The sequence below is a fragment of the Brockia lithotrophica genome, from assembly GCF_003633725.1.
GTDB lineage: Bacteria > Bacillota > Bacilli > Thermicanales > DSM-22653 > Brockia > Brockia lithotrophica.
Map to the genome: position 1 here is coordinate 338,905 of NZ_RBIJ01000001.1, position 21,165 is coordinate 360,069.

Annotated in this window: 18 protein-coding genes, 1 pseudogene and 1 CRISPR repeat array; of the genes and pseudogenes, 18 read left to right on the top strand and 1 reads right to left on the bottom strand. The window is 55.4% G+C overall.

Features of this window, described 5'->3' with window-relative positions:
• Positions 1 to 65: 65 nt before the first annotated feature.
• From C7438_RS01535 to cas6, 15 genes and pseudogenes are all read left to right on the top strand, one after another.
• A complete protein-coding gene (locus C7438_RS01535) occupies positions 66 to 1,400 on the top strand; it encodes a D-alanyl-D-alanine carboxypeptidase family protein (protein ID WP_211322010.1) in 1,335 nt (444 codons plus the stop codon).
• Between the two features lie 12 nt (positions 1,401 to 1,412).
• A complete protein-coding gene (locus tag C7438_RS01540) occupies positions 1,413 to 1,994 on the top strand; it encodes a nucleoside recognition domain-containing protein (RefSeq protein WP_121443584.1) in 582 nt (193 codons plus the stop codon).
• Positions 1,995 to 2,128: 134 nt separating this feature from the next.
• Positions 2,129 to 2,668 carry a spore maturation protein gene (locus tag C7438_RS01545; protein WP_121443585.1) on the top strand — a complete coding sequence of 180 codons (540 nt, stop codon included), beginning with the start codon at positions 2,129 to 2,131 and terminating at the stop codon, positions 2,666 to 2,668.
• Between the two features lie 268 nt (positions 2,669 to 2,936).
• A complete protein-coding gene (locus C7438_RS08970) occupies positions 2,937 to 3,176 on the top strand; it encodes a hypothetical protein (protein WP_147401954.1) in 240 nt (79 codons plus the stop codon).
• A gap of 685 nt (positions 3,177 to 3,861) precedes the next feature.
• Positions 3,862 to 7,538: direct repeats of the CRISPR family, unit length 30 nt; unit sequence GTACCAATCGAACCATTGTGGGATTGAAAC.
• A gap of 22 nt (positions 7,539 to 7,560) precedes the next feature.
• A complete protein-coding gene (locus tag C7438_RS01555; protein ID WP_147401955.1) occupies positions 7,561 to 7,977 on the top strand; it encodes a hypothetical protein in 417 nt (138 codons plus the stop codon).
• A gap of 383 nt (positions 7,978 to 8,360) precedes the next feature.
• A pseudogene (locus tag C7438_RS09595) lies at positions 8,361 to 8,555 on the top strand (hypothetical protein); the annotation flags it as partial.
• The gene (locus C7438_RS08975) at positions 8,539 to 8,820 is read left to right on the top strand and encodes an EAL domain-containing protein (protein WP_147401956.1); all 282 of its coding nucleotides are present in this window, start codon (positions 8,539 to 8,541) and stop codon (positions 8,818 to 8,820) included. The pseudogene C7438_RS09595 and the gene C7438_RS08975, both read left to right, overlap by 17 nt.
• A 388-nt stretch (positions 8,821 to 9,208) precedes the next feature.
• Positions 9,209 to 10,708, top strand: a complete 1,500-nt coding sequence (locus C7438_RS01570; RefSeq protein ID WP_121443590.1) for a hypothetical protein — start codon at positions 9,209 to 9,211, stop codon at positions 10,706 to 10,708.
• 2 nt (positions 10,709 to 10,710) lie between these two features.
• A complete protein-coding gene (gene cas7i / locus C7438_RS01575; protein ID WP_121443591.1) occupies positions 10,711 to 11,637 on the top strand; it encodes a type I-B CRISPR-associated protein Cas7/Cst2/DevR in 927 nt (308 codons plus the stop codon).
• Positions 11,619 to 12,338, top strand: coding sequence for a CRISPR-associated protein Cas5 (gene cas5, locus C7438_RS01580; RefSeq protein ID WP_121443592.1), 720 nt, complete (start codon positions 11,619 to 11,621; stop codon positions 12,336 to 12,338). The genes cas7i and cas5 overlap by 19 nt, the downstream gene beginning before the upstream one ends.
• Positions 12,323 to 14,596, top strand: coding sequence for a CRISPR-associated helicase Cas3' (gene cas3, locus C7438_RS01585; RefSeq protein ID WP_121443593.1), 2,274 nt, complete (start codon positions 12,323 to 12,325; stop codon positions 14,594 to 14,596). Before cas5 ends, cas3 begins: the two co-directional genes overlap by 16 nt.
• A gap of 21 nt (positions 14,597 to 14,617) precedes the next feature.
• Positions 14,618 to 15,136 carry a CRISPR-associated protein Cas4 gene (gene cas4 / locus C7438_RS01590; protein WP_121443594.1) on the top strand — a complete coding sequence of 173 codons (519 nt, stop codon included), beginning with the start codon at positions 14,618 to 14,620 and terminating at the stop codon, positions 15,134 to 15,136.
• Positions 15,137 to 15,149: 13 nt separating this feature from the next.
• Positions 15,150 to 16,160, top strand: coding sequence for a type I-B CRISPR-associated endonuclease Cas1b (cas1b, locus tag C7438_RS01595; protein WP_121443595.1), 1,011 nt, complete (start codon positions 15,150 to 15,152; stop codon positions 16,158 to 16,160).
• Between the two features lie 36 nt (positions 16,161 to 16,196).
• The gene (cas2, locus tag C7438_RS01600; RefSeq protein WP_121443596.1) at positions 16,197 to 16,463 is read left to right on the top strand and encodes a CRISPR-associated endonuclease Cas2; all 267 of its coding nucleotides are present in this window, start codon (positions 16,197 to 16,199) and stop codon (positions 16,461 to 16,463) included.
• Positions 16,464 to 16,477: 14 nt separating this feature from the next.
• On the top strand, positions 16,478 to 17,248 hold the full coding sequence (gene cas6, locus C7438_RS01605; protein WP_121443597.1) for a CRISPR-associated endoribonuclease Cas6: 771 nt from the start codon (positions 16,478 to 16,480) through the stop codon (positions 17,246 to 17,248).
• Here cas6 and C7438_RS09600 read toward each other — a convergent pair.
• A complete protein-coding gene (locus C7438_RS09600) occupies positions 17,233 to 17,412 on the bottom strand; it encodes a DUF3644 domain-containing protein (protein ID WP_353653306.1) in 180 nt (59 codons plus the stop codon). The two genes, cas6 and C7438_RS09600, sit on opposite strands and share 16 nt — an antisense overlap.
• Before the next feature lie 255 nt (positions 17,413 to 17,667).
• Between C7438_RS09600 and C7438_RS01615 the strand changes: the two genes are divergently transcribed.
• The 3 genes from C7438_RS01615 (at position 17,668) to C7438_RS01625 (ending at position 21,144) form a co-directional block, all read left to right on the top strand.
• Positions 17,668 to 18,549, top strand: a complete 882-nt coding sequence (locus C7438_RS01615; protein WP_121443598.1) for a pseudouridine synthase — start codon at positions 17,668 to 17,670, stop codon at positions 18,547 to 18,549.
• 196 nt (positions 18,550 to 18,745) lie between these two features.
• Positions 18,746 to 19,402 carry a response regulator transcription factor gene (locus tag C7438_RS01620; protein WP_121444034.1) on the top strand — a complete coding sequence of 219 codons (657 nt, stop codon included), beginning with the start codon at positions 18,746 to 18,748 and terminating at the stop codon, positions 19,400 to 19,402.
• Positions 19,399 to 21,144, top strand: coding sequence for a HAMP domain-containing sensor histidine kinase (locus C7438_RS01625; RefSeq protein WP_121443599.1), 1,746 nt, complete (start codon positions 19,399 to 19,401; stop codon positions 21,142 to 21,144). The genes C7438_RS01620 and C7438_RS01625 overlap by 4 nt, the downstream gene beginning before the upstream one ends.
• Positions 21,145 to 21,165: the final 21 nt, after the last annotated feature.

Genomic DNA, 21,165 nt, shown 5'->3' on the forward strand with positions numbered 1-21,165 from the left:
CCCCGGACGGGCGTGCATAGGGTAGCGGTGACCTTGCTTTCCGCCGAAGAAGTGGGGGGTATCCCGTGGGGAAGCGGCCACGCCGACGGAGTGAACGCGCAAGCCGATCCCTTTGGCGCAAGTTCGTCTTCCTCGTCGTACTCCTCGCTGCGGGCGGCGCGTTCCTTTTCGCAGAGCTTTCCGAGCGAGGAGGAGGCTTCATACGTGCCGGAGAACTTCTCTCCGCCGCACATGACGTTCTCCACGCGCCGCAACGGCCGTCCGTCTCCCGGGGAGGGGCGACCGAGGGGAGAGAAAGGACTTCGTCTCTTCCGGTGCCGCTCCAAAGCCTTCCCACCGCTGAGGGGCCATCCACCGGGCGTGCCCTCCTCTTTCCCGGACCGCCGCCCGAGGATGCGGACGCACCGGAAGTTTCCGCCAAGGCGGCCGTGCTCCTGGATGCGGCGAGCGGACGCGTTCTCTACGCCAAAGAACCGCACGCGCGCCTCCCCATGGCCTCGCTTACGAAGATCATGACGGCGATCGTCGCCCTCGAATCGAGTTCCGACTTAGACGAAGTCGTCACGGTTTCCCCTAACGCCGAAGGGGTCGAAGGATCGTCGATTTACCTCCGCGCAGGCGACAAGATCCCCTTGCGCGACCTCCTTTACGGACTCATGCTTCGCTCGGGAAACGACGCCGCCACGGCCATCGCCGAACACGTCGGCGGTTCGGTGGAAGGCTTTTCTTTCCTCATGAACGAAAAGGCGGCCTGGCTCGGCCTTTCGGACACGCACTTCGTAAACCCCCACGGCCTCGATGCCGAAGGCCACTACGCGAGCGCCTACGACCTCGCCGTCCTCTCGCGCTACGCCATGGAAAACCCGACCTTTCGCGAGATCGTCGGTACGCGCGTCTACCGCCCCCGCGTCACCCCTTCGGGACACGGGAATTCCGAAGCGGTGTGGACGAACAAGAACAAGCTCCTCGTGACATACGAGGGAGCCGACGGGATCAAGACCGCATACACGGACCGCGCCGGGCGGGGGCTCGCGGCGAGCGCCGTGCGGGACGGCCGACGCCTCATCGCCGTCGTCCTCAACGCCCCGGACGACTGGAACGACGTAAGGAAGCTCTTCGACTATGGGTTTACGCACTTTCCCCTTACGCCCATCGTCCACAAGGGCGAAGTGTTCACGGGAGTTCGGGGAAGCTACGCCGCCCTGGCCGACCTCGCCTATCCGCTCCAGTCGGACGAAGTCTCGCGGATCGGCCGCTTCGTGCAGGAGGCGGACTTCGGTCCCTTCCGGCCCAACGCCTTCCTCAAGGTGTACCTCGGTCAGGAAGCGATCGGGAGCGTGCCGCTCGCCCCGCTGTCGGGCGACGCTGGGCGCGGCGTGTCTCCCGAGCTTCGCCCGTGAGGAGGGAATCCGATGATCCACACCGTCTGGATCGGTCTCTTCCTCGTCGGCATCCTTTACGCCGCCCTCACGGGAAACATCGCCCACGTGAGCACCGCCCTGTTCGAAGGCGCCCAAGAAGGGCTGAACGTCGCCTTCTCCCTCCTCGGAATCCTCACGCTTTGGATGGGCATCCTCAACGTCGCGCGCAAGGCCGGCCTCTTGGATGCCCTCGCCCGACTCCTCCGGCCCCTCATCCGCCTGCTCTTTCCCGACGTGCCCCGGGGCCACGCTGCCGAAGGGTACCTTCTGGCGAACATCGCCGCCAACCTCCTCGGCATGGGAAACGCCGCCACACCCTTCGGGATCAAGGCCATGCAGGAACTCGACAAGCTAAATCCGGAAAAGGGACGCGCCACCCGGCCGATGATCACCCTCCTCGCACTCAACACCGCTTCCGTGAGCCTCTTTCCGACCACGGTCATCGGGATTCGCGCCGCCGCCGGCGCCGCCCAACCGGCGGACATCCTCCCGGCGGTCGTATTGGCCTCGTTTCTGGGGAGCACCGTCGCGGTGCTTGTAGACCGGTATTACCAATGGCGCGAAGGCCCTTGAGTCCCCGTGGGACGTTCCACGCGCGGCGGCATTCGCGTGCGACTTATCCCCCGCATGCCGTCTCCTCGGGGCCTCTCCCGCATAAGACGAACCACGCGCGGCGCATCCGCGTGCGATAGAGGGGTGGGGAAAGGATGCCTCTCGCCTGGCTCGAGGCGGCCGGTGCCTGGGTGTTGCCCGCGTTCCTCACGGTCATCCTGGGTGCGGCGCTCTTTCGGCGCGTCCCTGCCTATTCCGCCTTTATCGAAGGCGCCAAGGAAGGGTTCGAAACCTTCCTCACGATCTTGCCCCACCTCGTGGGGATGCTCGCCGCCCTGGCGGTGTTTCAGTCTTCCGGTGCCCTTAAGGCCCTCACGTCCTTCCTCGCCCCCTACTTTCGCCCCCTTGGGTTTCCGCCGGAACTCTTGCCCCTCGCGCTTCTTCGCCCCTTCAGCGGCGCCGCGTCCATGGCGGTCGTCACCCATCTCATGGGACGATACGGTCCGGACAGTGAAATCGGGCGCCTGGCGGCGATCATGCAGGGGAGCACGGATACGACCTTTTACGTGCTCACGGTGTACTTCGGTTCCGTAGGAATCGTGCGCGAACGCTACGCCGTCAAGGTCGGCCTTATCGGCGATGCGGCGGGCATCCTCGCCGCCCTCCTCGTAGGCCGGTGGTTTTTTTCTGGGTAAGGGAGACGTCTATCGTTCGCCTTCGGACGGATGCGTCTCAAAGGGAAGCTTTCCCAAAGGGTTGCGCATCCTCTTACCTTCTTGCTAGCGGAAGCAAAAAAGGAAACTTCTAGAAGGTTCTGGGCAGCAAGGCAGGTTTGGCCGAACTTCCGGGCAAGCAGACTATAGACTTGTGCGAAGAGCTTGGAGCCAAGCGTAAGAAGAAAAGAGATGGCGGTGGAGCTGGGAGTAGACATGCTCTTCAGGCGAGCGGCAGAGATTCTAGGGTATGGCGGTGTGGCAGGCCGTGCAGGAAGCAGGAGAAGCGCTCAGGCGGAAAGGAGAGCCCAGGAGAGAAGCCTTTTTTAATAAGGGGGATACACCCAGAGGTAAAGAGAGGACCTCCAAGCTTTACATAGAGGCCGACGGGATGGTGATTAAAACCCCAGAGGAGCGAAAAGAAAAGAGGTCAGACACTTTGTGGCTTACACGGGCAAAGAGGAAGTCGGGGGTAGCCGGAAGGCTTTGAAGGACAAGCTGGTAATGAGCGGTGTAGGCGAAAGAGCGAGGTTGTGGGGGGAGGTTCACTCTGGGGTAGCGAGCCGGTGGGACATAGGTCAGGTGAAGGAGATATACCTTGGGAGCGACGGGGTCGGAGTGGGCCGAGCAGGGGGTAGATTACTTTCCTGGAGCAGTACACGTTTTGGATCCTTGACCATTTGAACTGGCGGCTCGTTGAGACATTTTGGCACGACGAGGAGACTTACAACGAAGTCAAGCAGGCCATAGCTTCGGGGGGTGGGGAGGGTGGAAGGTTTTGAACAAAACGGTGAAAGGAGTTCGGGGAGTCAGGGAGAAGAGGATAGCGGGGCTTTGGCGCTATTTGAAAGAAGTGGTCTGGGATAATCGCTTCTCCTGGTACAGAGCGGTTGGGGACCATCTATCTCTTGACGCACACCCGGCAAAACCGGGGTTTGCTTTACCTGCTGCCGCTGTGCTATAATTGCCGTCGATCGAGGTGGTCAAAGCGCACCGGAGGCCATTTGGCGTTTGGAAGGTTATGACAGATCCAGTAGTGGTGCGGGCTTCAAGGATCGTGAGTTGCCGTCGATCCCCTAGGGTTTTGGGGCAACTGGAGGTCGACGGCAGTTCAGGGTAAGATTCGAAGGCGGGAAGTAAGGAAAATCAAGGCATTTCGAATTCCGACGGTCTTGGTACCAATCGAACCATTGTGGGATTGAAACTTGAAAATCAAGGGCTCGCGGGCACTTTGTGAAAAGTACCAATCGAACCATTGTGGGATTGAAACTCGGCAATCAAGGCATAGAGAGCCATCGCAGCGGCGTACCAATCGAACCATTGTGGGATTGAAACTTTGGAGGATTTCAGTCGCATTGAGCGGTCTGAGGGTACCAATCGAACCATTGTGGGATTGAAACACCTGCTTGGCTAGCTCCTCTCATTGTGGGATTGAAAGTACCAATCGAACCATTGTGGGATTGAAACCTTGGACGACGGTACACGTCCAACAACCGAATCGAGTACCAATCGAACCATTGTGGGATTGAAACAGAACTTATTCAACCTCGGTTTCCAAGGTTTCCAAGTACCAATCGAACCATTGTGGGATTGAAACATAATCACCTGGCGGGAAAGCGATGTATGGGATTTTGTACCAATCGAACCATTGTGGGATTGAAACTACTGTTCTTTAGAAACCGCATCGCGAACTGTATTAGTGTACCAATCGAACCATTGTGGGATTGAAACTCCCGCAGTCCTTCTCCGGGTGCACGGGTGGATTTGGTACCAATCGAACCATTGTGGGATTGAAACCAACCTCCTCAACATCGATGTCGTTCTCAAAAATCGTACCAATCGAACCATTGTGGGATTGAAACAAGGGATTGAAAACCCTTGACGGGCCGAAGCGGGCGGGTACCAATCGAACCATTGTGGGATTGAAACCCGTGTCTTACGTAAACTACTAAGGTGGTGAAAAAAGTACCAATCGAACCATTGTGGGATTGAAACATTATATTGGGTTGGGATTGATCCATGGGCAGCCGGGTACCAATCGAACCATTGTGGGATTGAAACTATCCGGCAATTGAGGCATCTGTGGTGTTTCAACAGGTACCAATCGAACCATTGTGGGATTGAAACTGCGGCAACCGGGATATCATCGACCGCGGCCCGGGCGGTACCAATCGAACCATTGTGGGATTGAAACCACGAAAACCAAAATCAATATCAAAAACTCCGCCACGTACCAATCGAACCATTGTGGGATTGAAACACGTCGAAGCTAGTATCGGCATCCCCCTCACCTCTCTTGTACCAATCGAACCATTGTGGGATTGAAACTGGATGGAGGGATGGCCGATGCTTCGTGCGGCACGTACGTGTACCAATCGAACCATTGTGGGATTGAAACACAGAAGGTGCCTTATCAGGCAAGTCCGAATCGAAGTACCAATCGAACCATTGTGGGATTGAAACGAGACTTGACATGGTTGTCTCGATGTGGTATGAAGGGAGTACCAATCGAACCATTGTGGGATTGAAACTGAATCGTTTATTTGGTATTCTTGCCAAGGAGAAAAGTACCAATCGAACCATTGTGGGATTGAAACTTTAATTCCAGCGTTCATGACACGAGAAGTAAAACCGTACCAATCGAACCATTGTGGGATTGAAACAAAATAGTAGCGGTAGGAATATTTGCTTTCTTGAATGTACCAATCGAACCATTGTGGGATTGAAACTCTTATGGCAATTATAAAAAGATAGCCAGAGAGAAGTACCAATCGAACCATTGTGGGATTGAAACTGGAGATGACTACGATGTCTAGAGCGCAGCGAGAGAGTACCAATCGAACCATTGTGGGATTGAAACTTTATATGTTTTCCAAAGTTTTTGCAAGAAAAATCGGGTACCAATCGAACCATTGTGGGATTGAAACTTCGAGTATATTTTATCAAACGAAGGCGCGAAAGTCGTACCAATCGAACCATTGTGGGATTGAAACAAATCCTCGCTAGCCTTCCGCTTGGCTAGCTCCTCCCGTACCAATCGAACCATTGTGGGATTGAAACCGGCGAGAGCGCGCGCGCACGTCGGTGCCGCGACAGAGTACCAATCGAACCATTGTGGGATTGAAACGCTGTTTGCGCCTTTAATCACAGAAATCGAGGCGAGGTACCAATCGAACCATTGTGGGATTGAAACACATCCATCTCAAGTTGCTTCAGTTTTAAAAAGATCGTACCAATCGAACCATTGTGGGATTGAAACGGAGATTCTTCCGGGGGATTTTTTTGCCAACTAGTTGTACCAATCGAACCATTGTGGGATTGAAACTGGGATCCCGGACACCGCGAGCGCGATCTGCCGTACAGTACCAATCGAACCATTGTGGGATTGAAACTGTGATCGATCCCCCAGAGAAGAACAGGTAAAACACAGTACCAATCGAACCATTGTGGGATTGAAACATCGCACATCGGCGAAAGCACAGGGCCGGAGAGCTAGTACCAATCGAACCATTGTGGGATTGAAACTCAGTACGGATTCAAGGCGATGAATTTCCCGAGCGAGTACCAATCGAACCATTGTGGGATTGAAACTTGCTCATCTAGCTTTCTTTGGACATCCCGAAGGCGTACCAATCGAACCATTGTGGGATTGAAACCCGATGAGCGCCGCGAAGTACCACGCGGAATAGCCGGGTACCAATCGAACCATTGTGGGATTGAAACAGGAGACACTCCTACGAGCCGCGCCGCCCTTTCCTGGTACCAATCGAACCATTGTGGGATTGAAACTTCGTATGGTATCACGAAATGACCACGCGGAGCAAGGGCACCAATCGAACCATTGTGGGATTGAAACAACTAAAACATACTTTGGTTCTTTGTAATCCAGAAAGTACCAATCGAACCATTGTGGGATTGAAACGAATGAAATCAGTTTTTTGTTCTCCGTCCGCGCTTGTACCAATCGAACCATTGTGGGATTGAAACTTAGTGAATGATCATAATTAATTTTGGTGAGTGGCCGTACCAATCGAACCATTGTGGGATTGAAACGACGCTGTTTCATTCGAAAGGTCGACGATGAAGGGTGTACCAATCGAACCATTGTGGGATTGAAACTTGACACTGGTCGTCACAACCGGCGGAACCTATAGAGTACCAATCGAACCATTGTGGGATTGAAACAACCGAATATTTTCAGCCCAAGCCCGAGTCCCCCTCGTACCAATCGAACCATTGTGGGATTGAAACCGCAGCAGAGTCGGTAGGAGAAGCCGGAACCACGGCGTACCAATCGAACCATTGTGGGATTGAAACCGCAGCAGAGTCGGTAGGAGAAGCCGGAACCACGGCGTACCAATCGAACCATTGTGGGATTGAAACCGCAGCAGAGTCGGTAGGAGAAGCCGGAACCACGGCGTACCAATCGAACCATTGTGGGATTGAAACCGCAGCAGAGTCGGTAGGAGAAGCCGGAACCACGGCGTACCAATCGAACCATTGTGGGATTGAAACCTTTTTGATGGCCGTTTTTTCGAAGAGATGCCCACGCTAGTACCAATCGAACCATTGTGGGATTGAAACCCGTCATAGGTGATTTGTTCAACAGAATTAGATTCGAAATGTACCAATCGAACCATTGTGGGATTGAAACTCACCTCCCGCGAACTCTTGCGGGACGCGGGACTGTGTACCAATCGAACCATTGTGGGATTGAAACAGCCACGTACCACACAAGAAAAACGTACTTGGTGCCGTACCAATCGAACCATTGTGGGATTGAAACATGGGAATCCCCGCTCATGATCTATCCACATATCTCGTACCAATCGAACCATTGTGGGATTGAAAGCCTTGTTGAGGTCAGACTCTTCGTGGCTATCACGGGCAAAGAGGAAGTCGGGGGTAGCCGGAAGGCTTTGAAGAATAAGCTGGTAATGAGCGTTGTAGGCGAAGGAGAGAGGTTGTGGGGGGAGGTTCACTTTGGGGTAGCGAGCCAGTGGGACATAGGTCAGGTGAAGGAGATATACCTTGGGAACGACGGGGTCGGAGTGGGCCGAGCAGGGGGTAAATTACTTCCCTGGGGAGCATTGCACGTTTTGGATCCTTACTATTTGTTGAACTGGCGGCTCGTAGAGGGATTTTGGCACGCCGAGGAGAATTACTTCCAACGAAGCCAAACAAGCCATAGCTTCGGGGGATTGGGGGGTGGAAGAGGTTTTAAACTAAGCGGTGAGGAGAGTTCGTTGTCAGCGCGGTCCAACGGGGAGCTAGAGGAGCTAGAGAAGTAGACTTCTCGATGGGAGCTAAGGCTGGCCGGGCAGGAGCACTTGGCCCAGGCGGTGCAGGTGAAGCGGAAAGTAAAGGAAGCAGGGAACTGGCTTAGAGCAAGTTTGCCCGGCACTGAAAGGGCCTTTTGCCGGGGCTACGTGGGTGAAGCATGGAGAATTTCCTTTCCGAGTCCACCTACTAACTCTTGAGCACACAATCGCCTAATAGATCTTGACGCGGAGCAAGACTATATGCTAACGTGGCCATGTAGGAAAGGATGTGAGGATGTTAAGATGTGAAGGAAATGCGGCTGGAGTTGGCAGCAGAGTTACTGCGGGCTTTAAGCTGCCCCTTGCGGCTCAAGATCCTTGATTTCCTGCGGGAGTGAGGGCGCTACGTCTGCGAGATCATCCCGGCGGTCGGGGCGGAGCAGTCAGTGGTTGCTAAGCACCTGGCAATGTTACGGCAGGCGGGAATTCTAGGGTACGTAAGGTGGTGCTGCGGGCGTTTTACCGCATTCACGATTCGGCAATCCTCGACCTTGACAACTTTAAGCTGGTCAACGACACGCTCAGCTGCGGTTGCGGCAGGTCGTTGACGAAACCCCGGTCGTTATCGACGGTCATACTCGCTCATACTTTTCTTCTTTTTTGCTTTTCGGCCTTCTGACAGAGGATTTTCTCGACTATCTGAAGATGGACGGGCCTTTCGTGCGCGAGGCGGTGAAGAAACCTTCCTTCAAGAACATTGTCCAGGCGATGACCACCGTGGCCGCGGCCTTTGGCAAGGAGACGGTGGCCGAATGGGTGGAGGACGAGGCGGCTTTTATGCTGGTGAAAGAAATCGGGGTAGATCATGTCTAGGGCCTCTACCTGGGAGAGCCACGACCAGGAGTCTATTGCAGCAATGGTACGACCTGAGGGAACGCTTATAAAAATAAAAAAGGGCCGCGCGGGGTACAATTCCAGAAACTGGTCTAGGCAGAGGATGAGATTATCTTAACATCTTTGCTTTAATCCTGGAGAAAGGAAACTATTAATATTAAATCAAAGGAAACTATTAATATTAAACCAATGTTTTTTCGCGGCTTGCACCGCCATGTTTGATATTTGTTTTTCTTACCACTATCATGGTATAATTCCTTACAACTGGGACATTTAGGGAACTTGATATATTGATGAAAAGATTACGAATTAGGTGACGGTTTTACTTTGCTGAAAGTACTCTCGAAATCCTTGCGAGGTGAATGAGATGGGACAACTCTCTGTCTATCTATCTTTCGATGAGCCGATAGGAAACTTCTGGATAGATACAGGATTAGTGGTGCTTCTCAGGCAGTTCGGCGAAGGAGAGCATTCTGTGGAAAGAGTGCGGGAGTGGCTAGTCAGTCAGCTGGTGCAGCCCAGCGGCAATAAAGGTAAGTATTACGACCAGAACAGCGGGCAGTTTCGGGAGTATGATAAAGTTAATTGGATTTATCCGGCCAACATCTTTATCAAGGTTTCCGGTTCGGCACCCAAAATAGATGTCGAGATAGAAGGTAAAAAAGAAAAGGTATTTACATCTCCCCCTACCTTTGACCTGAGCCTTAAATTCAGCAAGCGTCCCGGTAAATGTGATTTCTGCGGAGACCAGGCTTTACTGGCTGAGGCCAAGATGTGGATGTATCCTTTTGTAGTGGATCCCGATAAGTTCGGCACGTTTTACTCCGGGACAAAGCGGGCGTTACGCTTATGCGCCCGTTGCGCGCTGGCAGGTATGGCGGGGTATCTGGGATGGCTGTGGAAGGCGCAAGGTAACGAGGCGCTTCACTTCTTTATCTTCCATTCTGAGCCAAGGGAAATGAAGAGGCTACAGGAAGAGGTTCTGGAACCCCTTCGTCTAAAAGGTGACCGGAGCGGCACTGCGCCGGTGGCTTTTGCTGGTCCATATACTCATGAGACCGTGTGGGGGCTCCTCTTAAAGCTTTTCACACACGTGCGCAACTCTGATCTGCTTTCCGAAGAGGCGCGTGACCTCCTGGCCTCGCTCCTCGGTGCTGGGAAAGGAGGACCCCCGCCTGCACCGATTACCCTTTACGCGGTCACCGGGAAACCGGGACAGGCGTTTAGCATGCGGGCACTGCGAGAATTCTCCAAGCTCCAGCACCTCTACAGACTTTACGAAAGCTGGGAAAAAATTATAGCGGAGAAAAACATAAACAAAAATCCGCACCAGCACATCATCCAGATTTTTGAGCAGTTCTGGGCACAGCAGGGGCAAAATCGTGAGACCATCTTGCGCGACAAAATTGCCCACGCCATTTTAGAATTCCTCGATCCTTCACCGTTTGTCGAGCAGTTTCTTTTCGACGCCCGGGCAAAGGAGGAGAACCCCCGCCCTCTGGTGCGGGGTACTCTAGAAATATTGGGTAAGTATTTGCAGGAGGTGTTCGGCATGGACGAACAATTTCAGCGCATACTGGCAGGTTTCGGGTACTCCCTCGGATCAGCAGCTCGGGAGCATGAGGAGGTGGGTTTGCTTTACGCCTTGCGCAACGCCAAGAATCCTGAGGATTTCTATCGGGTTTTAAACGACATACAGTTCCGCCTGGAAATAACCGTACCAGAGGTTTTGCTTCGTATCGAAAAAGGCGAGCGTATTGCTGGGGTTCCGTGGGTTAGAGTAAAAAGTCTTCTCTCTATCTACGCTATGAACGCCTATTTGCGCAAAACCACACCACAATCGGGAGTTCAGACAAAGGAGGCGTGAGTATGAGCAAGGCCATTGTTGTGGGTTATTTAGCCAAGGTATCTGCCGCTAACGTTAACGCTTCCCACACCGAAGGTAACGTGGTGGTAGCAAAGAAGGTCACCCTGCCTGACGGGAGTACCGTTCCCTACATTTCGGGTCAGGCAATACGGCGGATGTTGCGGGAGAGGCTTGCGGATCTGGGGTATACTTTGTCCGAACCCTTTTCCCAGGTAAGCGGACAGGAAGTGACTCCCCCGGTGCGTCCCTGGGAATTCATCGACGAAGATCTGTTTGGCTACCTAGATCCCTCTGGCGGGCGCCGACGTACTTCGCCGGTGCGCGTTTCAGCGGCGATAGGACTCTTCCCCTTCCAGGGGGACCGAGACCTCGGTACCCGCTCCTTTGAGCGCTTCGGACAGGCGATGGCCGCTGGCGGGAACATGTTCGAAACTGAGCTTTACGCCAACCTTTTCAAGGGCACGATTCTCGTGGAGCTTGACCGGGTAGGAGTGTTCCAACCTCTGGAAACCGGGGGAGAGAAAGAGCGCACCCTTTCTTCTCTTGACCGTAGAAAACGGATTCAGGATTTGCTCCAAGCCCTCAATCTCCTCTGGGGTGGTGGACGTACGGCTAGGATGCTGGCCGACCTCTCTCCGAAGTTCCTCGCCTACACCCGGCTGCGGGTGAAACATCCGATTTTTTTGGAGGCGCTTGAAGCCCGCTATGAGGACGGGAGGTATCTGCTGAATCTCGCCCCCCTGGTGAACGTTCTAGAGAGATTTAGAGATTACCGTGAGCACACCATTTTCGGCTTAGATCCCGGGATTTTCGGTAACGAAGAAGAGATTTTCAATACCTTGAGAGAGTACGGTGAGGTTCTTAGAGTTCGCGATGCACTGGCTAAAGCTAGGGAGGATGTGGAAGGTCTATGGAGCGAATCCTCCTAATAACCGTTCGCGCCCCGGTGGCCTCGTTCCGACGTCCTTTGGATCACAATTATCAGCGAACCCTCCCCATGCCACCCCCCACGACCTTATTCGGCATTGCCGGGGCAGCTCTGGGACTTCCTGACTGGGAGTTGTGGGAGACCGGCTCACCCGTCCGCAGTCTTAAGGTTTCAGTTTGGATGGAAGGGGAGGGTGAACCCGGACGCGCCAAAGATATGTGGGTAGTATTGAAAATCAAGCAAAGTAAAATCGCCGAGCGCTCCCCTTATTTCCGGGAACTTCTTTTCTTTACCCATTACACGCTGATCTACGGAGGCGACGAAGGCTTATTGAAACGCCTGGAGAAAGCCTTTAAGGACCCAGCTTACCCCTTATCACTGGGGCGAGAAGACGAGCTGATGTTGGTGGAGGATATCCGCTGGGGGGAGGCTTCAGAAGGAGCTCCGCGCTTTCGCGGCACGCCGCTACCCCGAGATATCCGGCAAATTCCTGGTATCAAACCCGTCCTTGAGCCGGGCGGCTACTTTGAACCGTCGGTAGTGGAGACGCTGCCCCTCGCCTTTACGGTAGATAGAAAGGGGGTTCGCCACCCAGAGAATTCCATTACTATAAGCTTTATACCGCCGGGGCTGGAAGTAGAAGTCCCCGGTGTACCCGCTCTCCAGTGGAGGGGGAGGAGCTTCGCATGGCTCAACTCCTAGCAAAACCAGATACCTCTCTCCTCGACCACTTGGCCGAAGTGACCCGGCTGGGGGCCGAGATCGCGGACCGCTTGGACTTTCCTGAGCCTTTGCGGGTCAAAGTACTTCTGGCTTGTGCCCTTCACGACATAGGGAAGGCCACGAAAAGTTTTCAGGAGTATATGCAGGCCGCCAGAGACGGAGCTTCTCCCAAAGAACTGGACCACTTAAAGAGACAGGCGTTTCCCCATGCCCTTGCTTCATTTCCGTTTGTATTTCTGGCCGAAGCCTTCTTGCGGGGCCACTATGGCTGGGGTGAGCACGATTACGAAGCTTCCGCAGCGGTGCTTACCCACCACTCGCCATTGGGTCCCGAGCTTTACAAGGGCTTCAGGGAAAGTCTGCCCGACTTTGAGGAGGCTAAACTTCAGGATATCCTCCGTGAGGTTTGGGATCTCCTTCGCCGTTACGGTGTGGAAAATCTGCCTCAAATAGAAGATTTCTGGAAGAATATCTGGAAATTTTTAGGTCTATACCCATACCCTGCTCTGCTTCTTGACCAAAGCATGAGCTTTAACGGAGAAAATCGTACGCTTCGGGGAATCCTTCAACGCCTATCTGCGCAAAACTTTGCCCAGGTTAAAGCGGCGCTTCACCTGGCAGACTGGCTAGCTTCGGCCAAGAAGGCTTCATCCTCAATGCTTTTTCTTAACAATGGAGCGCTGCGGGTTAAGGACCATGTACAAGAGCTTCAAAAGAAAACGGGGGAAAAGCTAAGAGATTTCCAGCGAAGAGCTCGTGAAGCTTATGAGAAAAACGTCATTTGGCTGCGGGCCCCGACCGGTACGGGGAAGACGGAGGCCTTGCTCTTGTGGGCAGGTAACACCGAGCGGCTCATCTACCTGCTTCCTACCCAAGCCACGACCAATGCCATGTGGAGGCGCCTGCGCCAGATCTACGGCAAAGAGACCGTGGCGCTGGCTCACGGACGGGCCAGTTACGTGTGGCGCCGCGAGTCGGAAGGGCAAGAATGGGAAGAGGATCCGCTGGACATTCGGCTTTTCGGGTCGGTCTTTGCCAAACCCGTTACGGTAGCCACCTTAGATCAGTACCTATTGGCGCATCTTCATGGGCGCCACTGGGAGGAGCGCCGCGGCCTCCTGCGGCACGCCACCCTTATCCTGGACGAGGTGCATGCCTACGAGCCTTACACCTTAGGGCTTTTGCTCGAGGCGTTGAACCGGGAGCCGCCTGCCCGGCTGGCCCTGGCCAGCGCCACCCTCCCTGATCCGCTTCTAATGCTTTTCCAAGAGCTTTTCCCGGTGGGAGAGCTCGTGGAAGCCGAAGAGAATCTCTGGGCACGTCGACGCCACCAGATAAAGCTCTACCAGGGCTCCTTGCTGAGTGACGGGGTTAGGGTTGCCTTGGAACTTGCCAAGCAGGGAAAAGCTGTACTTCTCATCGCCAACACGGTGCGAGACGCTCAGCACATTTACCGCCAGCTCAGGGAGGAGCACGGTTGGTCTAACTGCTCTTTGCTGCACTCCCGCTTTACCCTACGTGACAGGACTGAAAAGGAAAAGCGGGCGGAGAATCCAGGAAAAGGCACGATTCTTGTGGCTACCCAGGTGGTGGAAGTGAGCTTGGACATTTCTTACGATGCGCTCGTAACCGAGGTTGCACCGATAGATGCTCTAATCCAGCGGATGGGAAGGGTGAACCGGCGCGGGGAGAAGGGGGTGGTGCCGGTCTTTATCTACCAGGAGTGGTCGGAGGGCTCGCAGCGCGTCTACGGCAAGGAGATCCTCTCTTGGAGCCTGGAGATCCTGCGCGATTTGCCAGAAACTCCCGACGAAACTACTTTGTTTCGGGCAACCGCTCAGTTATACGAGCGGGTAGTGGTAACAGAAGAGTGGCAGAAAGAGTTGCAGGAGGGAAGGGAAACGCTGGACGTGGTGCAGCGCATACTGGGATGCTACACAATCGACCTTTCGGATGAGGAGATGCGCGCCCGCTTCGCTACGCGGCGCGGAGTAGTGTCTGTTGAGGTTTTGCCCGAATCTTTTGTCCAAGAGGCCTACGCTTTTAAAGAAAAGGGGGAAGGGTGGCGCCTGCCTGAACTCCTGGTGCCGGTACCCATCTACTGGCTGAAGTCGGCGGAGTACTTCACCCTAGCTTCTGATTTGAAAGTGGTGGTCACAAGTCTTCCCTACACTGAGCTCGGGCTTGAGGTGCCTGGGGAAGGAAAGGTTCTTCCTGGCGCCATTATCTTGGATTGAGAAAAAAGCGGTGGTTAGGCGATGCTTTCCTACGAGGAGTTTGAGCGGCTGCGCACCAACGGCATTAAGGTTAACTACTGGGTGGTATGCCACCGCAAGCTGTGGCTTTTCGCGAAGGGTTTACGGATGGAACCGCTTTCTGATCGAGTAGCACTCGGACAACTTATGCACGAGCGTGCCTATCCTGGCACGCCGCGCAGGGAAATTTTGATTGACAAACTGATCAAAATCGACTTACTGGAAAGCGAAGGCAAAGTGTTGGAGATAAAATATTCGCACAAGCTGGCAGAGGCGGCCCGGCTACAGCTGGCCTACTACCTCGCCTATCTTAGGTGGCTGGGAGCGGGCGAACTGGTTGGAGAACTTCGCTTTCCGCGAGAGCGGCGTAGGGAAGAGGTGCGTTTGACACCGGAGCTCGAGGGACGCCTCGCCGAGGCTTTGCGGGGTGTTCAACAAGTCGAGCAGCTTTCCGCACCGCCGTCGGCAGAATCCACAACGATCTGCCGTGTGTGCGCATATCGCGAACTCTGCTGGGGATAGAGGTGAGCAAGAGGTGGCGCAGAGTTATTACATCTTCCGCAGCGGGCGGTTGCGTCGTAAGCAAAACACCCTTTACTTCGAGCAAGAGAGTGAAGATGGCCAGTTACAAAAGGTGCCCATCCCCATAGAGAATGTTCGCGATCTTTATCTCTTCGGCGAGATAGATCTCAACACTAAGCTGCTTACATTTCTGGCTCAAAATGAAGTTACCCTTCACTGCTTTAACTACTATGGCTTTTACATCGGTAGCTTTTATCCCCGCGAAACAAACGTCAGCGGTTACCTTTTGGTTAAGCAGGTAGAGCACTATCTGGACCCCCAGAAGCGGCTGGAAATTGCCAAAGAATTTGTGGCCGGAGCTCTCTTTCATCTTCGACGAAATTTGAACTATTACCGGAACCGGGGCAGAGAGGTGGATGTGAGCTTGGAAGTGGTAGAGTCTTCTTTGAAACGACTGAACGAATGCGGCAGTGTTGCGGAGTTAATGAGTGAAGAAGGACGCGCTCGTGATGCCTACTACCAAGCATTTAACGAAATCCTGGAACTTCAGCAGCCCTACACAAAGCGGGTAAGACGTCCTCCAGATAACGAAGTAAATTCCTTGATCTCCTTTGGCAATAGTTTGCTTTACACGGCTACCTTGTCAGAGCTTTATGTGACCCAGCTGAATCCAACGATTAGCTACCTCCACGAACCGTCGCAGAGACGCTTTTCCCTTGCTTTAGATCTGTCAGAAATTTTCAAACCACTCATTGTTGATCGTTTGATTTTCCGCTTACTCAACCGGGGAGAGATAGACGAGAATGATTTTGAAAGTATAGGCGAAGCGAAAGGGGTTTATTTGAAAGAAGGCGCCCGCAAAAAGTTTGTTCGAGTGTTTGAGGAGTATTTACAGACGACCGTTAAGCACAGGAGATTGAAGCGTCATGTTTCTTACCGTCACTTAATTCGCTTGGAGGCTTACAAGCTTATTAAGCATCTTGTTAATATCGAAACTTATAAATCTTTGCGGGCATGGTGGTAACTCCAGTATATTTATTAATGGTGTGAGGGAATGAACATGTATGTGATAATTGTGTACGATATTGAGCAGGAAAGGGTAGCTAAGGTGTGCCAGTATTTGCGACGCTTTCTTTACTGGGCACAGAACAGTGTTTTTGAAGGTGAACTTTCAGAAGCGCAATTAGTTAAAGTAAAATCTGGACTTAGCAAACTAATTGATCCCCAACGCGACAGCGTCTACATTTACCAGCTTCCCGGTAAAAAGTTGGTTAAGAAGGAAATCTTGGGACAAGAAAAAATAGTTACTCGTACCATTTTGGAATAAAGGTGGGGAATCACATGCGCTTGCGCGTAGACTGGACTGGAGATAACCCGATAGTACTTCCCTGGAACTACCCGCATCTACTTCACGGCTTTGTTTATGCCGCGATCTACAAAACGAATCCTCTGCTAGGAGAGCAGTTGCACGAGCGAGGCTTTGCGGCCGGAGGCCACCGGTACAAGATGTTCACTTTCTCTCTTCTTTTCCCCCAACAGGCGCGGAGACGGGAAGAGGGGTTGGAGATGGTACCGCCCATCCGGTGGTGGGTCTCCTCGCCTTTGATCGGGTTACTGGAAGCCCTGGCGCTCACTCTCCTTACAGAGGGAACGGCCCTTTTGGGCAAGACTCAGCTTGTAGTGGAGCGAGTTGTAGTGGAAGAGAATCCTGAACTTTCAGGATTCCGCCTTTTCCAGACCCTGTCTCCTATCGTAGTATCCACGGGAATTCGCCGAGGAAAAAAGCTACACCGCAGGTTCCTGTCTCCTGATGAGCCCGACTTCTGGCGCAACTTGGAAGCGAACTTGAGGCGGAAGGCCCAGGCGCTGGGGTGGGAGGTCCCGCCCGAGCCGCTCACGTTTAAGCCCGTTGGAAAGTGGCGTTCCCGTCTCTACGAAGTTCAGGGGACGAAAGTGCGGGGATTCGAAGGGAAATTTTGGGCAGGAGGCAACAAAGAGCTACTCTCCATCGGGTACGAAGCGGGGTTCGGCGAGCGCAACGCCCAGGGCTTTGGGATGGTGCGGGGTTTCATGGACTCCTCACATGCTTCTCCTATCTACACGGGGATCTGACTCTTCAACCGACGCGACCGCTCTGTGCCACGCCAGGGGGAGCGGGAAGACCCTGCCCTGGCATTGAGCGCCAAGATGGTGAACGACTCGGCTCGATAGGCAAAGTCGGGTTTGTTGTACACGTCAATCGCCGCCACCATGGCAGCAATGGCTCGATCGAGCAGTTCACGGGAAGCGCTTTCATTTGGACTTCGCTCTTTTCATTGTTTTTTGGGAAAAATTTGCGCAAGTACTTACAAGTACCTATATATTAACTCTATCCTCCCTCTCCGCGCAAGCGAGTCGGAAAAATTCGATTTGCGTCTTAAGGCGGCGCCCCATCCCGCCCCCACGCGAGCACTTTGGAAAAAGCGGTATGATAAGGGAAGGTGGGATGCGACGGGAAAGGACTTTTGGTGCAGTGGAAAGGAAGGACGGCCATGGAGAGCGGCGAACGGGACGAAAGCGGCGGTGCAGGGAAGGGGGGGCTCCGCCTCAACAAGGCTTTGGCCGAGGCAGGGATTGCCTCGAGGCGGGCGGCAGATGCGCTCATCTTTTCCGGACGCGTGCGCGTGAACGGCGTCGTCGTCCGCACGCCGGGCGTGCGCATCGATCCGCAGACGGATGTCGTGGAGGTGGACGGAAAGCGGGTTCGGTTTTCCGCGCCTAAGGTCGTGTACCTCCTGTACAAGCCGAAAAACACGATCACGACTCTCTACGATCCACAGGGGAGGCGGACGATCCGCGATTTCCTCCGGGGGATTCCCGTGCGCGTCTTTCCCGTAGGGAGGCTCGACCGCAACACGACGGGGCTTCTCCTCCTCACGAACGACGGGGAACTCGCCAACCGGCTCATGCACCCGCGCTACGGCATCGAAAAGGTGTACGAAGTCCGCCTCCGGGGAAACCTCCCGCCGGAGGCAAAGCGGCGCGTGGAGATGGGCGTTACCCTCGAGGACGGCTTCGTCCGCCCTTTGCGTGTAGAATGGATACCGGGTGGGGGACGGGAGGAGACGCGGCTGCGGATCGTGCTTACCGAGGGCCGCTACCGCGTCGTGCGCCGCATGTTCGAGGCGCTCGGTTTTTCCGTCAAGGAACTCCACCGGCCGCAGGTCGCCTTTCTCACCCTTGACGGCATGCGCCCCGGGCAGGTGCGCCCGCTCACCCCGGAAGAGCGCACACGTCTGTACCGCCTCGTCGGTCTGGAACCGCCTGCCGCCGATTCTGGAGCACAGGAGGATCCGTCTACCTCCAAGGAAACGCGGCCGCAGGCGAGGGGACGGCGGGGGAGAGAAATAAGAGAGCCAGAGCGCGGAACGTAAAGGAGGCAAGAGAATCGTGGCCGATGAACGCCGAAATTCCCACGGGGACATACGGGGGGTCAACCGCGGAGAGGTGGGAGGGGGGGTCGGCCCGGCCCGGGGGAAACGTCAGACGGATGAATTCGAAGGCTTTGAGGGACGCGAGGTGAGGTTTCTCGTCGTAGACGACGAGGAACGGATCCGTCGCCTCTTGCGCATGTACCTCGAACGCGAGCCTTACCGCGTGGTGATCGACGAAGCCCAGGACGGTCTGGAAGCGCTGCGCAAGGCGCTCGAAAACGACTACGACCTCATCATTCTGGACCTCATGCTTCCGGGAATGGACGGCATCGAGGTCGCCCAGCACCTTCGACAAAAGAAACGCACGCCTATTCTCATGCTCACCGCGCGCGGTGAGGAGCCCGACCGGATCCTCGGGTTCGAGGTCGGGGCGGACGACTACGTCGTAAAGCCGTTTAGCCTACGCGAGGTGATCTACCGGATTCGCGCCATCCTCAAGCGGTCCCTCGCCTCGCCTCTGGCAGAAGAGGTGAGCAACCGGCGGAAGATTGGCCTTCCGTACCTCGAGATCGACCACGACGCGCGGCGCGTCCTCGTAAACGGCGAAGAGGTGCACCTCACGCCCAAGGAATACGACCTCCTGTACTTTCTTGCCGTACAGCCGGACAAGGTCTTTACGCGCGAGCAGCTCCTTCGGGAGGTCTGGGGCTACGAGTATTTCGGCGACTTGCGCACCGTAGACACGCACATCAAACGCCTGCGGGAAAAGTTGGGCCGCGTTTCGCCTGAGGCCGCGCGCCTCATCGTCACTGTGTGGGGCGTCGGCTACAAGCTCGAGGTGCCTGAAGAATGATCGTCCGTTCCATCGTCGGAAAGCTCTGGGTCACGGTCGTCGCCTTTACCGTAGTCGTCCTCATCGTCTTTAGCTCGCTCCTTTCGCAGTTTGTGAGCGGTTTTCTCCTCAACAAAGAACTCGACGACCTCGTGATCCTCGCGCGTTCTGCCGCACAGGTGCTCCTCTCCGCCGCCGATCGCGAGCAAAGCCGTACCCTCACGGAACTCCGCAGCGTGATCGAAGAGACGAAGGACCGCCGGCTCTACCTCGTCTTTGGACCGGACGCAGCCGAGCTGCCGCAGGGGCTTCGGCCGATCGCCGCCTCCGCCGAGTTTCGTCCCGTATGGAGTGGGGGAAGCGTGAAGCTCCGCACGACCTACGAAGAAGGGGGGAAGCGCATCCCCGTCCTCGTCGTCGCCAGCGGGGCCGCCGTTCCGGCGGGCAAGGGAGCCGTTCTCATCTTGGAGCCGGAGGCGAGCTTCCGTCCGATCGTCGAAGGGATCGACCGGCTCATCTTGGGAACGATTGTCCTCTCCGCCCTCGGGGTCACGGCGTGGGCGCTCTTTCTCACGCGTCGGATCACCCAACCCCTTACGGACATCAGCCTTGCCGCCAAGCGCATCGCCGAAGGCGAGTACGACACGCACCTCGCCTACGATTTCCAGGACGAGATCGGGTTGCTCGCCCGTTCCTTCAATCAGATGGCCTCGCGGCTGCGGGAATCCATCAACGCCTTGCGGGAAAAGGGAGAGGAACTCGAGGGCGTGCTCGAGAGCATGGAAGAAGGCGTCTTCCTTACGGACACGGAGGGGACTTTTCTGCACGCGAACAGCGCCGCTCGACGTCTCGTACCTTCGCTCGAAGAGTTTTTCTCCCTCATCCGCCCCCAGTGGGAAGAGGCGATCCGGGAAGGGAAAACCGTGCGCCTCGCGGAGCTCGAATTCCTCGGGCGGTCGTACCACGTCACCCTCACGCCGCTCTACCGCGAAGAAGGGGGGGTGCGCGGCGTGAGCGTAGTCTTTCGCGACATCACCCTCGAAGTGCGTCTGGAAACCTTGCGGCGCGACTTCTTCGCTAACGTCTCGCACGAGCTCAAGACGCCCGTTGCCCTCATGCAGGGGTACACGGAAGCCCTCCTCGACGGACTCGCCCGCAACGAAGAGGAGGAGCGCGAACTCATTCAGATCATCCACGAGGAAACGCTCCGCATGGGGCGGCTCGTTCAGGACCTCCTGGACTTCTCGCGCCTCGAAGCCGGGCGGCTCAAGCTGTACCGGCGCCCTACCATGCCCGAAGAACTTGTAACCCGACTCAAGCGTCGGTTCGACCCCATCTTGCGCGAGCGGGGGATCCGCTTTCGCACAGCGGTCGAGACGAAGGGCTCCTACTGCCTCGATCCCGACCGTTTCGAGCAGATCCTCACGAACCTCGTGGACAACGCCTTGCGCTATACGCCGTACGGGGGCGAGATCGCTGTGCGCGCTTGGGAAGACGAAGAGGTCCTCTGGTTCGAAGTTTCCGACACGGGCGTCGGCATCGAACCGGAGGACCTCCCGTACGTCTTTGAACGCTTTTACAAAGGGGACAAGTCGCGAAGGCGGGGCGAAGGAGGATCGGGATTGGGTCTGGCGATCGTGAAGCGCCTCGTGGAAGCCCACGGCGGCACGATCTGGGTGGAAAGCACCTTGGGGAAGGGGACGACGTTTCGCATGCGCTTTCCCCTCGGGGAGCTCCGTAGCTGCGACGAAGAGGACGTCTAGGGACTCGCCGTGCCCGAAAGC